The 13,034-nt window shown below is 67.9% G+C and carries 15 protein-coding genes; 10 read left to right on the top strand and 5 right to left on the bottom strand.

Annotated elements, in window-relative coordinates; translation table 11 throughout:
- Window positions 1-4 precede the first annotated feature (4 nt).
- Both AC5Y7V_RS11215 and AC5Y7V_RS11220 read right to left on the bottom strand, forming a co-directional pair.
- Window positions 5-925, bottom strand: a complete 921-nt coding sequence (locus AC5Y7V_RS11215) for an HpcH/HpaI aldolase/citrate lyase family protein (protein WP_499880190.1) — start codon at window positions 923-925, stop codon at window positions 5-7.
- Between the two features lie 73 nt (window positions 926-998).
- Window positions 999-1,808: a coiled-coil domain-containing protein gene (locus AC5Y7V_RS11220; RefSeq protein ID WP_499880086.1), complete on the bottom strand. Its 810-nt coding sequence runs from the start codon at window positions 1,806-1,808 to the stop codon at window positions 999-1,001.
- A gap of 186 nt (window positions 1,809-1,994) precedes the next feature.
- Here AC5Y7V_RS11220 and AC5Y7V_RS11225 point away from each other — a divergent pair, with 186 nt between their 5' ends.
- The 3 genes from AC5Y7V_RS11225 to AC5Y7V_RS11235 all read left to right on the top strand — a co-directional run bounded on the left by AC5Y7V_RS11225 (window position 1,995) and on the right by AC5Y7V_RS11235 (window position 4,446).
- Window positions 1,995-2,279, top strand: coding sequence for a WGxxGxxG family protein (locus AC5Y7V_RS11225; protein ID WP_499880087.1), 285 nt, complete (start codon window positions 1,995-1,997; stop codon window positions 2,277-2,279).
- 108 nt (window positions 2,280-2,387) lie between these two features.
- Complete coding sequence (locus tag AC5Y7V_RS11230; protein ID WP_499880088.1) at window positions 2,388-2,954, top strand: hemerythrin domain-containing protein; 567 nt, start codon at window positions 2,388-2,390, stop codon at window positions 2,952-2,954.
- Between the two features lie 28 nt (window positions 2,955-2,982).
- Entirely contained in the window at window positions 2,983-4,446 is a 1,464-nt protein-coding gene (locus AC5Y7V_RS11235) for a protein adenylyltransferase SelO (RefSeq protein ID WP_499880089.1), read from the top strand.
- A 1-nt stretch (window position 4,447) separates the two neighbouring features.
- On the opposite strand, the gene AC5Y7V_RS11240 is transcribed toward AC5Y7V_RS11235, so the two are convergent.
- Window positions 4,448-5,035, bottom strand: coding sequence for a TetR/AcrR family transcriptional regulator (locus AC5Y7V_RS11240; protein ID WP_499880090.1), 588 nt, complete (start codon window positions 5,033-5,035; stop codon window positions 4,448-4,450).
- A 47-nt stretch (window positions 5,036-5,082) separates the two neighbouring features.
- Between AC5Y7V_RS11240 and AC5Y7V_RS11245 the strand changes: the two genes are divergently transcribed.
- Genes AC5Y7V_RS11245 through AC5Y7V_RS11265 form a run of 5 tightly spaced genes read left to right on the top strand, consistent with a single transcriptional unit; the run spans window position 5,083 to window position 10,498 of the window.
- Window positions 5,083-5,913: a mycofactocin-coupled SDR family oxidoreductase gene (locus AC5Y7V_RS11245; protein WP_499880091.1), complete on the top strand. Its 831-nt coding sequence runs from the start codon at window positions 5,083-5,085 to the stop codon at window positions 5,911-5,913.
- Window positions 5,910-6,719 carry a mycofactocin-coupled SDR family oxidoreductase gene (locus AC5Y7V_RS11250; protein WP_499880092.1) on the top strand — a complete coding sequence of 270 codons (810 nt, stop codon included), beginning with the start codon at window positions 5,910-5,912 and terminating at the stop codon, window positions 6,717-6,719. The genes AC5Y7V_RS11245 and AC5Y7V_RS11250 overlap by 4 nt, the downstream gene beginning before the upstream one ends.
- A gap of 33 nt (window positions 6,720-6,752) precedes the next feature.
- Window positions 6,753-7,550 carry a carboxymuconolactone decarboxylase family protein gene (locus AC5Y7V_RS11255; protein ID WP_499880093.1) on the top strand — a complete coding sequence of 266 codons (798 nt, stop codon included), beginning with the start codon at window positions 6,753-6,755 and terminating at the stop codon, window positions 7,548-7,550.
- The gene (locus tag AC5Y7V_RS11260; RefSeq protein WP_499880094.1) at window positions 7,547-8,995 is read left to right on the top strand and encodes an aldehyde dehydrogenase family protein; all 1,449 of its coding nucleotides are present in this window, start codon (window positions 7,547-7,549) and stop codon (window positions 8,993-8,995) included. Before AC5Y7V_RS11255 ends, AC5Y7V_RS11260 begins: the two co-directional genes overlap by 4 nt.
- A gap of 18 nt (window positions 8,996-9,013) precedes the next feature.
- Window positions 9,014-10,498: a flavin-containing monooxygenase gene (locus AC5Y7V_RS11265; RefSeq protein WP_499880095.1), complete on the top strand. Its 1,485-nt coding sequence runs from the start codon at window positions 9,014-9,016 to the stop codon at window positions 10,496-10,498.
- A gap of 12 nt (window positions 10,499-10,510) precedes the next feature.
- On the opposite strand, the gene AC5Y7V_RS11270 is transcribed toward AC5Y7V_RS11265, so the two are convergent.
- Window positions 10,511-10,921 (bottom strand): DUF4267 domain-containing protein, encoded by a 411-nt coding sequence (locus AC5Y7V_RS11270; RefSeq protein ID WP_499880096.1) that lies wholly within the window; start codon window positions 10,919-10,921, stop codon window positions 10,511-10,513.
- 383 nt (window positions 10,922-11,304) lie between these two features.
- Between AC5Y7V_RS11270 and AC5Y7V_RS11275 the strand changes: the two genes are divergently transcribed.
- Window positions 11,305-11,997, top strand: coding sequence for a TetR/AcrR family transcriptional regulator (locus AC5Y7V_RS11275; RefSeq protein ID WP_499880097.1), 693 nt, complete (start codon window positions 11,305-11,307; stop codon window positions 11,995-11,997).
- A gap of 125 nt (window positions 11,998-12,122) precedes the next feature.
- A complete protein-coding gene (locus AC5Y7V_RS11280) occupies window positions 12,123-12,770 on the top strand; it encodes a TetR/AcrR family transcriptional regulator (RefSeq protein WP_499880098.1) in 648 nt (215 codons plus the stop codon).
- On the opposite strand, the gene AC5Y7V_RS11285 is transcribed toward AC5Y7V_RS11280, so the two are convergent.
- Window positions 12,771-13,034 carry a hypothetical protein gene (locus AC5Y7V_RS11285; protein ID WP_499880099.1) on the bottom strand — a complete coding sequence of 88 codons (264 nt, stop codon included), beginning with the start codon at window positions 13,032-13,034 and terminating at the stop codon, window positions 12,771-12,773.

The following is a 13,034-nucleotide window of genomic DNA, read 5'->3' on the forward strand; positions in this document are numbered from 1 at the left end:
ACTCCTAGTAGTGATACGTATCCGACGGCGCGGGCGAGTGAACCCTTTCCTCGTCGTCGAACTCCGACACCTCGATGCCGTACGCGCGGGCCAGCTCGAGGATCTTGGTGGCCCTCGCGATCCGCGGCAGGTCGGAGCCGTTGCGGATCTCTCCCCCGTCACGTTCGAACTCGGCGAAAAACTCCTTGGCCCAGGAGATTTCGTCCTGCGAGGGCGACAGCCCCTCGTTCACCACCGCGCACTGATCCGGCGTGAGGCAGATCTTTCCGGTCATCCCGAACTCGACGGAAACGGCCGTGGCCTCGATGAGCTTCAAGGCGTTGGAGCCGATCGTCGGCCCATCGATCGCGCTGGGCAAGTTGGCCGCCTTCGCGGCGATGGTGAACCGCGAGCGCGCGTACGCCAGGGTGCTCGGATCCTCCCCGAAACCGGTGTCGCGGCGGAAATCGCCGATCCCGAACGCGAGCCGGAAGGTGCCCTTGGCCGCAGCGATCTCGGTGATGCGCTCCAGGCCCCGGGCCGTCTCGACCAGCGCGACGATGGGCACGTTCGGCAAGCGTTGGGCGGTCTCGGTGACGTGGTCCACCGACTCGACCATCGCCAACATCACCCCGCCGACGGGGGTACCGGCAAGTGCCGCGAGATCGTCGGCCCACCATGGGGTGCCGAACCCGTTGATGCGCACCCAGTCGGTGTTGTCGGCGCCGAGCCAGCGCACCACGTTGTCGCGGGCGGCCTGCTTGTCCTTGGGTGCGACCGCGTCCTCGATGTCGAGGACGACGATGTCGGCGCGGGAATGCGCCGCGGACTGGAACCGGTCGGCGTGCGCGCCGTTGACCAGCAGCCAACTGCGGGCGAGAACGGGATCGATGCGCCAGCCGATGTCGGAGGGATCCGGTGCCTGGTCGTCGACCTGTTCGTACATCTGATCTGTCGCCATGTTCATTCCGTTGGGTGAAATTCGTGTTTCTTACCGTAGTCGCCGGGCGAACCGACGATCACGCGGGCTTGCGCGAGCGCCGCCACAGCAAGCCACCTACCGCCAGCACGGCGAACACCAGGAGCGCGGCCAGCAACGACTGCAGCGCAAAGACCGCGAAGTCGTTGACGTCGTAGGAGTCGCCGTCGCCGACGCACTGGAAGCTCACGCTGGTGCCCGACTGGCCCGGCTTGTAGCTGTAATGCGAGGTGTTGTAGGCCATCGCGTAGCCGCCGCGACACACGATGGGGCTCATCCACAGCCCCGTCGACGGAACGAGGGCGGTCGCCGCCGCCGCGATGCCGACGCAGAGGCCGATCCCCCCGCCGAGCAGCGCGACGATCGGCCCGATCCAGCCGGCCCCGGAGAGCGTGCGCCGCGGCGCCGCGAGGCCCTGACCGCCATACGCTGCCCGCGGGCGCGGTGCCAGGAAAACGGGATCGGATGGGTCACAACGCTGGTAGACGACCTGGCCGCCGACTTTGATCGTGCCGCCCGCGCGCAGGCCGGCGCGATCCAGGACGTCTCGGTACTGCTGCTGCGACAATCCCGCGTCGACGACGGCACGTGAAAGCGCCTCCCGAAGCGGCGCCGGCCCGCCGAATGGCTGACCGCGGTCGGCCTGCAGCGCCTGCGCCAGCCGGCGCGCGTGCTCGTCGATGGCGGCCAGCTGCGCGGCGGAGATCTCGGCCGGCTCGTCGACGGGTTTGACTGCACCCACGGCCGCCCTGGCGTCGGCCAGCTGACGCTCCAGATCCGCGATGCGCTTCTGCTGGGCGAGCTGGAGCTCCAGCTCGGCGATGCGCTGTTGCGGGTCCGGCTGATCCATCAGCAAATGATCTCACTTCGCAAAAATCCTCGCGTGCGGTTTCATCCCCCGCCCACCGGGTACCCCAAGCCTTGCGACGCTTCGGGCCTTGTTCTCGCGTCGCTTTTCATCACGGCTGGAAGCGACTGGCCCCAAACACTTTCTCACTCATTCGCTCGATCGAGCAGAACCAAATCAGGAGCAAACATGCGTAAGACAATTGCGGTCATTTCCGCCACCGGCGCACTGCTATTCGGCGGTGCGGGCGTCGCCAACGCCACCAATCAGGGTGCCCCGGCGCCGTCGTCGACCACAACGACGTTGGCGGACAACAACAATGGCCAAAACACCGACCAACGCAGCGACAACAATGGCTTGTGGGGGCTGCTCGGCCTGCTCGGCCTCGGTGGACTCGTGGGGCTGAAGCGCCGCAAGGACACCGACACCGTCATCGGTGTCGCGACACCTACGACCCCCGGGCGCGGCGTCTAGCGTCTCCGCCGAAGCCCCCGTCGGGCACCACGTCTGGCGGGGGCCGGCGTTTACGCATTTCCCCACCGGGTATTTCTTCAACTCCCCTGATTACTGGAGGTATCGGCGATGGCCGAGATGATTGTCCAATCACCCGAGGAAGTTGTCGCGTTCCTCAAAGCGCAGCACAACCTCATCGAGGACATGTTCGACGAAGTGCTGCACGCGTCGGATCCCAAGGCGCGCGAGAAGCCGTTCGTGGAACTGCGCCAATTGCTGGCCGTGCACGAGACGGCCGAGGAGATGGTGGTGCATCCGCGGATGCGCCGCGAGGGCAACGACGGCGACGCGATCGTCGACGCCCGGCTGAAGGAAGAGCACGAAGCCAAGGAACTGCTGTCGCGGATCGAAAAGCTCGACACCACCTCGCAGGAGTTCGTCGACGAGCTCACCAAGCTGCGTGACGCGGTGCTCGACCACGCCCGGCACGAGGAGGACGAGGAGTTCCCCGTGCTGCAGCGCGAAGTCGACCACAACGACCTTAAGCGGATGGGGTCTGCGGTGCGTGCGGCCGAGGCCATCGCCCCCACGCGCCCGCATCCGGGCGTGGAGTCGGCGAAGCTGAATTTCGCCGTCGGGCCGTTCGCCTCGATGCTCGACCGCGCCCGGGACCTGATCGGAAAGGCCATCGGATAGCGCGGCACTTTTCCGTAGTCTCGGTGAAGTGAGCGTCGCGCCGGACACCACCGTTGCTTTGCAGGACCGGTTTTTTCGCCAGCTGCCGGAAATGGCCGTCCGCTGGCAGGCCGAAGCGGCCCCGGACTTGCGGCTGCTCGCGCTCAACGAGCCGCTGGCCGCGGAGCTCGGCATCAACGCCGGCTGGCTGCGCAGCCCCGAGGGGCTGCGGTTCCTGGCGGGCAACCTCGTCCCCGGCGGCGCCACCCCGGTGGCCCAGGCCTACTCGGGCCATCAGTTCGGCGGGTACGTCCCGCGGCTGGGCGACGGGCGCGCCCTGCTGCTGGGCGAGCTCGCCGACGACGGCGGGCGCCTGCGCGACATCCATCTGAAGGGCTCCGGCGCGACGCCGTTCGCGCGCGGCGGCGACGGCCTGGCCGCGGTGGGCCCGATGCTGCGCGAGTACATCGTCAGCGAGGCGATGCACGCACTGGGTGTCCCGACGACGCGATCGCTGGCCGTGGTCGCTACCGGACGGCCGGTGCAGCGCGAGACGGTGCTCCCGGGCGCCGTGCTCGCCCGCGTCGCCAGCAGTCACCTGCGGGTGGGCAGCTTCCAATACGCGTCGGCCACCGGCGAGATCGATCTGCTGCGGCGCCTCGCCGACCACGCGATCGCACGCCACCATCCCGGCGCGGCGGAGGCGAAGCGGCCCTACCTGGCGCTGTTCGAAGCGGTGGTCGCCGTCCAGGCGTCGCTGGTCGCCCGGTGGATGCTGATCGGTTTCGTGCACGGGGTGATGAACACCGACAACATGACGATCTCCGGCGAAACCATCGACTACGGACCGTGCGCCTTCATGGAGGCCTACGACCCGGACACGGTCTTCAGCTCGATCGATTTCTGGGGACGCTACGCCTACGGCAACCAGCCGGTCGTCGCCGGATGGAACCTGGCCCGGTTCGCGGAGTCACTAATTCCGTTGCTGTCCAACGACCTTGAGGAGGCGGTGGCGCTCGCCGAGGAGGCGTTCGGAATCTTCCGGCCCAGCTACGACGCGGTGTGGTCGGCCGGCATGCGCGCCAAGCTGGGCCTTTCCGACGGCGTTGACGCCGAGGTCCTCGCGCCGCTGGTCGACGAGTTGCTCGCGCTGCTGAACGAAAGCCACGTCGACTACACGTCCTTCTTCCGCCACCTCGGCCGCGCGGCGCGAGGCGAATCGGAAAGCGCGCGAGGGCTGTTCATCAACCTCGCCGGGTTCGACGACTGGCTGTCGCGCTGGCGAGCCCTGCGCCCGGACGCCGAATCGATGGACCGCACCAACCCCGTCTACATTCCGCGCAATCACCTCGTCGAGGAGGCGCTCACCGCGGCGACGGCCGGCGATCTCGATCCACTCGGACGCCTGCTCGCCGCCGTCACCGCCCCATACGACGAACGACCGGGTCTCGAGCGCTACGCCAGCCCCGCGCCGGAGGATTTCGGCGCGTACCAAACATTTTGCGGCACTTGAACTATCGCGCCACAGCGCGGTTCTCGTAGGCCGCCGTCAGCCAGAACACGGCGCGCTCGATCCCGGGCACGATCTCGGTGACCTCGATCTCGCCCTGCGCAAAACGTGCCAGGAACCCGAAGACGACGCCCGTCAGGATCAGCTCGAGGTCTTCCGCGTAATCCGAATCAACCCGGGCCGTAATCGATTTGGCGACCGGCACCACCGCGTCCACGCCGCGTTGGATCAACCTCTCGCCACCCGGGCCCGATCGCGCGCGGAAGTACGACCGCAGCATCGTGGGGTGCCGCTCCCACGGCTCGAAAATCGTCCGCATCACAGCCATCAGATCCGAGTACAGCGAGTCGCCGCTCGCGCCCGCCGGTGACGGAAGGTTCGCGTAGCGATTGGTGTCCATCCACCAGTCGAGGGCGGCGACGATGAGCTCGTCGCGGGTGGCGTAGCGCTTGTAGATCGTCGCGAGGGACACCTTCGCGCGCCTGGCCACCTCGCGGAGCTGCACGGCCTCGTAGCCCTCCGTGTCCAGCAACTCGACCACGATCTCGATGATCCGATCGGGCCGACCCCCTTCTGCAAGCACGGTAACCATGTTACTGTACCCGAGCGAGTAACCACGTTACCGAGGGGCAGAATCAAATGGGCCAACTCGAAGGCAAGGTCGCCTTCATCACCGGGGTCGCCCGCGGTCAGGGCCGCAGCCACGCGATTCGCCTGGCGCGCGACGGGGCCAACATCGTCGGCATCGACATTTGCGATGACATCCCGGCCAACGGCTACCCGATGGCCAGCCGCGGTGAACTCGATGAGGCGGTGGCCCTCGTCGAGGGCGAGGGCGCCAAGATGCTCGGGCTGGTGGCCGACGTCCGCGACTTCCATCAGGTCAAGTCGGCCGTGGACGCCGGCGTCGAGCAGTTCGGTCGCCTCGACATCGTCCTGGCCAACGCGGGAATCGCCCCGGTGGCGTTCCGCGAGCTGACCATCGAAGAGGAACTCGAGCAGTGGAAGGCCGCGACGGCGGTCAACCTCGACGGCGCGTATCACACGGCGTGGGCGGCGATTCCGCACCTGCTCGCCGGTAATCGCGGCGGGGCGATCGTGTTCACCAGCTCGACGGCCGGGCTCAAAGGCTTCGGCGGGCTGCAGGGCGGCGGCCTGGGCTACGCGGCGTCCAAGCACGGCATCGTCGGGCTGATGCGAACACTCGCCAATGCGCTTGCGCCGGTGAACATCCGGGTCAATACCGTGCACCCGACCGCGGTCAACACCATGATGGCGGTCAACCCCGCCATGACCGAATTCCTCGAGAACTATCCCGACGGCGGCCCGCACCTGCAGAACCCGATGCCGGTCGGCCTGCTGGAGCCCGAGGACATCAGCGCCGCCGTCGCCTACCTGGTCTCCGACGACGCCAAGTACGTCACCGGGGTGACCTTCCCCGTCGACGCCGGATTCTGCAACAAGTTATGAGTGCCACCGGGCGAGTCGCCGGCAAGCGGGTGCTGGTAACCGGCGCCGCGCGCGGAATGGGCCGCAGCCACGCCGTGCGGCTGGCCGAGGAGGGGGCCGACCTGATCCTGGTCGACATCTGCGCCTCGCTGCCGGAGATCGAGTATCCCCTCGCCTCGCGCGCGGACCTGGAGGAAACCGCGCGACTGGTCGAAAAGCACGACCGCCGCGCGGTCCTGCGCGTGGTGGACATCCGCGACGCGGCGGCCCTGGCCGCGGCGGTCGACGACGGCGTCGCCGAATTGGCCGGGCTGGACGCCGCCGTGGCCAACGCCGGGGTGCTGACCGTCGGCACCTGGGACACGACGACTTCGCAGCAGTGGCGCACCGTCGTCGACGTCAACCTCATCGGCACCTGGAACACCTGCGCCGCCGCGCTTCCCCACCTCGTCGACCGGGGCGGCAGCCTGATCCTCGTCAGTTCGTCGGCCGGGCTGAAGGGCACCCCGCTGCACCTGCCGTACACGGCGTCCAAACACGGCGTCGTCGGGCTGAGCCGCGCGCTGGCCAACGAGCTTGCCGCACAGAGTGTTCGCGTCAACACTGTGCACCCGACCGGCGTGGAGACGGGGATGCGCCCGGAGTCCATGCACGCGCTCCTCGCCGAACAGCGACCGGACTTGGTCCCCATCTTCCTCAACGCCCTGCCCACCCTGATGGCCGAGGCGATCGACATCAGCAACGCGGTGCTGTTTCTGGTGTCGGACGAGTCCCGGTTCGTCACCGGGCTGGAATTCAAGGTGGACGCCGGCGTCACGCTGCGCTAGGCGGCCCAACGTTCAACGAAGAGAGCAGATTTCATGCCAGAACGTTCGCAACGCGGGCTGCGCCAGTTCGCGGAGGTAATGACGGTGCCCGCGCCCGCGGATGTGAACCCCACGACCAGCGCCCTGATCGAGTTCATCTTCGCCGAGGTCTGGTCGCGGCCGATTTTGAGCCGCAGGGACCGGCGTTTCGTCACGCTGCCCTGTGTCGCGGCCGCCGACGCCGAAGGCCCGCTGCAGGATCACGTGTACGCGGCGTTGAACAGCGGCGACCTGAGCATCGTCGAGATGCGCGAAACCGTGCTGCATTTCGCGGTATACGCCGGGTGGCCCAAGGCGTCGCGGTTAAACATGGCCGTCGACGCGCAGTGGGAGCGGATCCATCGCGAGCGCGGTGAAGCGGTGCCGCCGCCCCAGCCGCTGCTGCCGCTGGTCACGCCGAGCGATCCGGAAAGCCGGTTGGCCACCGGGGAGGAATGCTTCAAGGCGGTCAATTGCATTCCGTTCGTGCCGATTCGGGACAACCCCTACTCCGGCGCGGGGATTTTGAATTTCGTCTTCGGCGAGATGTGGCTGCGACCGGGGCTGGGCATGAAGGAGCGGCGCCTGATAACGGTGGCCTGTGTCGCCATCCAGGACGCGCCGATCCCGATCCTGAGCCACGTGTACGCCGCGCTCAAGAGCCGCGACGTCTCCTTCGACGAGATGGACGAGCTGGCGCTGCATTTCGCCGCCTACTACGGCTGGCCGAAGGCGGCCAACCTGAGCCAGGTGATCGGCGAGCAGAAGCAGCGCGTCACGGCCGAATGGCACGCGGAAGCGACCGCGACGTGAACTCGTCGTTGCCGGGCGGACTGCTGATCGCCGGCGACCGCGTCACCCGGTCTTCCGGCGGGACCCACCAGCACATCTACCCCGCCACCGGCCAACCCAACGCGAGCGTGCAACTGGCGGGGGCCGCCGAGATCGACGACGCCGTCGCCTCCGGCTGGCGGGCCCACCGGGAATGGATGTCGCTCACCGCCGATCGCCGGCGGGACAAGTTGATCGATCTGGCCGACGCCGTCCATGACAACCTCGACGAGCTGGCGCGGCTCAACGTGCACGACTACGCCGTCCCGATCTCGTTGGCCGGCAACGCGATTCTGCTCGAACGATTTCTGCGCCACTTCGCGGGCTATGTGGACAAACCGCACGGCGTCAGCACGCCGGTGGCCGAATCGTTCGACGTCAACCTCGTCGAACGCGAGCCCTACGGCGTCGTCGGCGTCATCACGCCGTGGAATGGCGCACTGGTGGTGATCGCGTCGTGCGTCGCCCCGGCGCTGGCGGCGGGAAACGCCGTCGTGCTCAAGCCGTCGGAGGTGGCGCCGTTCGCAGCGCTGCGCTTCGGCGAGCTGTGCGTCGAGGTCGGGCTACCGGCCGGGCTCGTCAACGTGGTGCCGGCCGGGCCCGAGGGCGGCGACGCCCTGGTCCGTCACCCGGGCGTCCGCAAGGTGCACTTCACCGGCGGCGCGGCGACCGCCCGCAAGGTCCTCGGAGCGGCGGCGGCGAACCTGACACCCGTGGTCACCGAGCTCGGCGGTAAGTCGGCGATGATCGTCTTCGACGACGCCGACCTGGACGCGGCGGCCATGCTGTCGGCCCACCAGGGCCCGCTGATCCAGTCCGGACAAAGCTGCGCCTGCGCCAGCCGGATCCTGGTGCACGAATCCGTCTACGACGCGTTCGCGGAGCGGTTCGTCGGCGTGGTCAACAGCGCCACGGCGGGTGACCCGTTCGACCCAGGTGTGGTGTTCGGACCCGTCATCAGCCAGGCCGCCGCCGACCGCATCATCGCCGAGATCGACGCCGCGGTGGGCAGCAACGCGGGCGAATTGCTCACCGGCGGAAGCAGATTGGGCGGCAAGCTGGCGGCCGGGTACTACATCGAGCCGACGGTCTTCGGCGGCGTGGACAACGCGTCCACGCTGGCCCAGACGGAGACCTTCGGCCCGGTGGTGTCGCTGATGAAGTTCGGCAGCGACGCCGAAGCGGTGCGCATCGCCAACGAAACACCGTACGGTCTGAACGCCTTCGTCCAGACGCGCGACCTCGCCCGCGCCCATCGCACGGCGCGCCGGCTCGAGGCGGGCTCGGTGTGGATCAACACGTTCAGCGACATCTCGCCGCAGGGACCGTACGGCGGTTTCAAGCAGAGCGGGTTCGGCCGCACCGGCGGCCTGGACGGCCTCCACGAATTCCTGCAACTCAAGAACATTCGCATCGGCATGGGCTGAAGCATTTAGAGTTCCAGGATGGCCGGAAACGTCGCGGTGATCGGGGCGGGACCGGGCGGTCTCATCGCGGCGCGCTGGCTGCTGTCGCAGGGCTTCGAGCCGACGATCTTCGAGCGCTCACCCGTGCTCGGCGGGCAATGGGCGGGGCTCGACGGCCGCAGCGGCGTGTGGCCGAGCATGCACACGAACAGCAGCCGCCTCCTGACCGCCTTCGGCGACCTCGAGCACGACACCGACCTCGTCTATCCGTCCAATCGCGACATCCTCGACTATTTGTGTCGCTACGCCGCAACGTTCGGGCTCGCCGAGCGGATCCGGTCCGGGACCGAAGTCGACCTCGTCCGGCGAGACGGTGCCCGGTGGCTCGTTCGTCACCCCGGCGGGGAGGAGAGCTTCGAGCGGGTGGTGGTGGCGACGGGCAGGTTTCACTCCGCCGCCATTCCCCCGGTGCCCGGGCTCGAGACGTTCGCCGGCGCGGCGGGCGCGACGCCGACGTACGACTACCGGGGGCCGGACGCGTATCGGGGCAAGCGGGTTCTGGTGGCGGGCTGCGCCATCAGCGCGCTCGAGATCGCGGCGGAGCTCGCCCAACTCGGCGCAGCGCGAGTCGTGGTGACCCAGCGGCGCCAGCGGTACGTCTTGCCCAAGTTCGCCGCCGGCGTCCCTTCGGATCACCGGGTCTACACGCGCTACGAAGCGCTGGCCAGCGAGACGCTGCCGCCGGCCGAGACCGACCGGCAGCTGAAGGAGCTCGTGCTCGAGTCGGCGGGGAGCCCCGAGCAGTACGGCGCGCCAACGCCCGACCCGTCCCTGTCCGCGGCCGGCCTGACCCTCAACCAGCACTACCTGCCGTTGGTGGCGGAGGGCCGGATCGCGGTGCGCCCGTGGATGGCGTCGATCGCGGACACCGCCGTGGCGTTCGCCGACGGCCGCACCGAGGAATTCGACGGGATACTGTTCGGCACCGGGTTCAGACTTTCGATGCCGTTTCTCGACGAGGACATTCGGCGGATCCTCGACCTGGACTCGGAGCACATGGACGCCGACCGATACACCTTCCATCCCGACCTCCCGGGTCTGGCGTTCATGGGCATGTGGGACCAGTCGGGCGGATACTTTGTGCCGCTTGAACTTCAAGCCAGATGGATCGCGTACACGTGGGGTGGCTGCATCCCGTCGCCCCCGGAGGCGGACCAGCGATCGGCGATCGCGGCCTATCGCTCGCGGCGCGGGACGTCCCAGAAGACGAAGATGAACCTTGTCGCCGTGGCCTTCGCGCGGGCCGCGGGGGTCGAGCCGAACCCCGATGATTGGCCGCAGCTGCGGCGCGCCCTGCTCTTCGGTCCGCTGGCGCCGAGTTGTTTCCGGCTCGAAGGCCCGGACGCGTTGCCCGACGCGCCGGCCCGGTTTGCGCGCGACGCCGCCACCTTCGGCGCGATCACCTCCAACGAGCTGACCGAGCGGGAGCGCACGCATTTGTCACTCCTGCAAACGGCCGGTTAGGTCGACCCCCAGTCAAGACGCCGATTCGCATGTGCGGTCCCCTTTCGCTCCACCCGGGATCCGTCGAGTCGCGCCCCAGAGCCCAACGCCGATACCGACGACGGCACCCCCCAGCCCGATGAGCCGCTGAGACGGCTTCAACTCGTCGTGCACACTGATCCCGCCGAGCAGGTCGGCCGCGTCGGCACCGCCGGAGGCCAGGAACCAGCCGCGGGTTCCCTTGCCGCGCAGCGCCGCCGCGGCCAGCAGCCCGCCGATCAGCGCATCGCGATAGCCCATGGAACGCAGCAACAGTCGCGCCGTCGGCGTCGGCTCCTCGGGATCGCCCCACAACCGGTTCGCCCGGAGCGGGTCGACGAGGAAGGAGATGCCCGACGCCAGTCGGATGCTGCCCGCGAGGAGCGCGGCCCGGTCAATAGCCATGGCCCGCAGCCTAGAGCCAATCGCCACGGTTCACGAGTATGAGGGTTCGCCCGGCGGTAAACCATAGTTCACTGAAATCGCCGTTTTCAAGTTAATAATTTGTCCGGCACGGGGCGCGAGAAATTTGCGGCACGCTGGCCGACATCAGCAAACCTGTTCCCGTGAAACGCAATTGAGTTACCGCCGTTAACACCATGCGAACGGCCCCGGCAAAAGCCCCGAGACCAGCCACAAGTCCACAGGAACAAATTTGCGCTGAACAATTGTGCATTCGTCTAATAGTGGCCCCGGCCAACATTTTTCCGATACACACGCAAACTCACCCGACACGGGGTTCCCGAAAGTGATGTGTACTGGCGATCAGCAGATTATTTTTACTACCTATGACGGGGCAGGGGGATCCGCGAGCGCGTCCGCAGCAATATGCCGGCCATACGGTCACGCCACGACGCAAGAAGCTTCCGCCCGACCCCGACGTGCGCCGCGCGATCGTCGACGCTGCCTCGAAATCGGTTCGCGAGCAGGGGGTTCGGGGGCTCAGCGTCGCCACGGTGCTGGAACGCGCGCAGCTGAGCACCCGGGCGTTCTACCGGCATTTCGAATCCAAGGACCAGTTGGTTGCGGCGGTCTTTCTGGAGATGACACGCAGCGAGGTGTCGCGGCTGCGGGCCAAGATGTCGGACGCCACCGACCCGATCAAGGCGGTGGCCGCCTGGATCGACGGGCGGCTCGACCTCGCGTTCGACGAGGACATCCGGGCGGAGCTGCGGCAGGTGTCGCTGGAGGCCCAATCGAAAGTGTTCTCCACTCCCGAGATGGTCACCCCCGCGTTCAGCGCCATCCTGGAGCCGCTCGTCGAGCAGCTCCAGCGGGGCCTGGAACTCGGCGTGTTCAGGGACATCGTCCCGACGGTCGCTGCCAAGTCGATTCACGGCGTCGTGTGGGCCGGCACGCAGCGGCAGTGGGCGACCAACCATTGGGACCGCGACGACGTCCGCGACCGCGCGGTGCGATTCTGCCTGCGGGGGCTGGGCGTGGCGCCCCAGACGATCGAACAAGTCACCGCCGCGAGTTAGGCGACGCGGAGTGAAACCATTAATTTTCATTTGGGCGGCATCGAAAGGTTTCCGGGACCGGTTCGGCGGGGTACCTAGGCACCTATGAAACGTCTGTATAACCGGGCCACCCTCGTCTAACCACCATGACCAGCTCGTTAACGCAACGACGGAACAAGCTCGCCCCCGATCCCGACGTTCGGTGCGCCATCGTGGACGCCGCCTCCCAGTCAATGCACGACCACGGGGTCCGCGGGCTCAGCGTCGCCGCCGTGTTGGAGCGTGCGCAGCTGAGCACGCGCGCCTTCTACCGGCACTTCGACTCGAAGGATCAGTTGGTCGCAGCGGTCTTCTTGGAGTTGGCACGCATGGAGACACAGCGGCTGAGGGGCAAGATGGCCCACACCGCCAACCCGGTGGAAGCGGTGGTCGCCTGGGTCGACGGGCGACTCGAGCTCGCATTCGGCGAGAACGGCGACTCCGGTGCGCGCCGCCTGTCGCTGGAGGCTCATTCGAAGGCGTTCTCCTCCCCCGAAATGGTCGCGCCCGCTTACGGCGCGATACTCGAGCCGCTCATCGAGCAGCTCGAGCGCGGCCTCGAACTCGGCGTGTTCGAGGACATCGTTCCGTCGACCGCCGCGAAGTCGATTCACGGCGTGGTGTGGGCGGGCACCCAGCGGCAGTGGGCAACGCATCGATGGGACCGCGCCGTCGTTCGCGAACGCGCGCTGCGGTTCTGCCTGCGCGGGCTGGGCGTGGCGCCACACACGATCGAACGGGTCACCGCGGGCTAGTCATTTGGCCGGGCAGGCATCGGCGATCTGGATCGAAGCCGGCCACAGCGCCGCCGTCAGCCCGAAGGCCGCGGCTTCGGGGGCCGCCGGGACTATGGTTTCCAGCCGCGCCTGAATTCGCTGCGTCTGCTCGGTGTGCATGGTCGCCCAGACGAAGCCGATGGCCAGGTATGGGATCGCGAGCCACAGCGCGATCTCTATCAACGCCCCGACACTAACCTCGTACTGCAGCCCGCGCCGAAGCAAATCCATGGGGGCCGACAT

It is taken from the genome of Mycobacterium sp. NGS34, from assembly GCF_059812845.1.

Coding starts and splice junctions, on each gene's coding strand:
- AC5Y7V_RS11215 (WP_499880190.1), bottom strand. CDS start 925: ATGTACGAACAGGTCGACGACCAGGCACCGGATCCCTCCGACATCGGC.
- AC5Y7V_RS11220 (WP_499880086.1), bottom strand. CDS start 1,808: ATGGATCAGCCGGACCCGCAACAGCGCATCGCCGAGCTGGAGCTCCAG.
- AC5Y7V_RS11225 (WP_499880087.1), top strand. CDS start 1,995: ATGCGTAAGACAATTGCGGTCATTTCCGCCACCGGCGCACTGCTATTC.
- AC5Y7V_RS11230 (WP_499880088.1), top strand. CDS start 2,388: ATGGCCGAGATGATTGTCCAATCACCCGAGGAAGTTGTCGCGTTCCTC.
- AC5Y7V_RS11240 (WP_499880090.1), bottom strand. CDS start 5,035: ATGGTTACCGTGCTTGCAGAAGGGGGTCGGCCCGATCGGATCATCGAG.
- AC5Y7V_RS11245 (WP_499880091.1), top strand. CDS start 5,083: ATGGGCCAACTCGAAGGCAAGGTCGCCTTCATCACCGGGGTCGCCCGC.
- AC5Y7V_RS11250 (WP_499880092.1), top strand. CDS start 5,910: ATGAGTGCCACCGGGCGAGTCGCCGGCAAGCGGGTGCTGGTAACCGGC.
- AC5Y7V_RS11255 (WP_499880093.1), top strand. CDS start 6,753: ATGCCAGAACGTTCGCAACGCGGGCTGCGCCAGTTCGCGGAGGTAATG.
- AC5Y7V_RS11265 (WP_499880095.1), top strand. CDS start 9,014: ATGGCCGGAAACGTCGCGGTGATCGGGGCGGGACCGGGCGGTCTCATC.
- AC5Y7V_RS11270 (WP_499880096.1), bottom strand. CDS start 10,921: ATGGCTATTGACCGGGCCGCGCTCCTCGCGGGCAGCATCCGACTGGCG.
- AC5Y7V_RS11275 (WP_499880097.1), top strand. CDS start 11,305: ATGACGGGGCAGGGGGATCCGCGAGCGCGTCCGCAGCAATATGCCGGC.
- AC5Y7V_RS11280 (WP_499880098.1), top strand. CDS start 12,123: ATGACCAGCTCGTTAACGCAACGACGGAACAAGCTCGCCCCCGATCCC.
- AC5Y7V_RS11285 (WP_499880099.1), bottom strand. CDS start 13,034: ATGTCGGCCCCCATGGATTTGCTTCGGCGCGGGCTGCAGTACGAGGTT.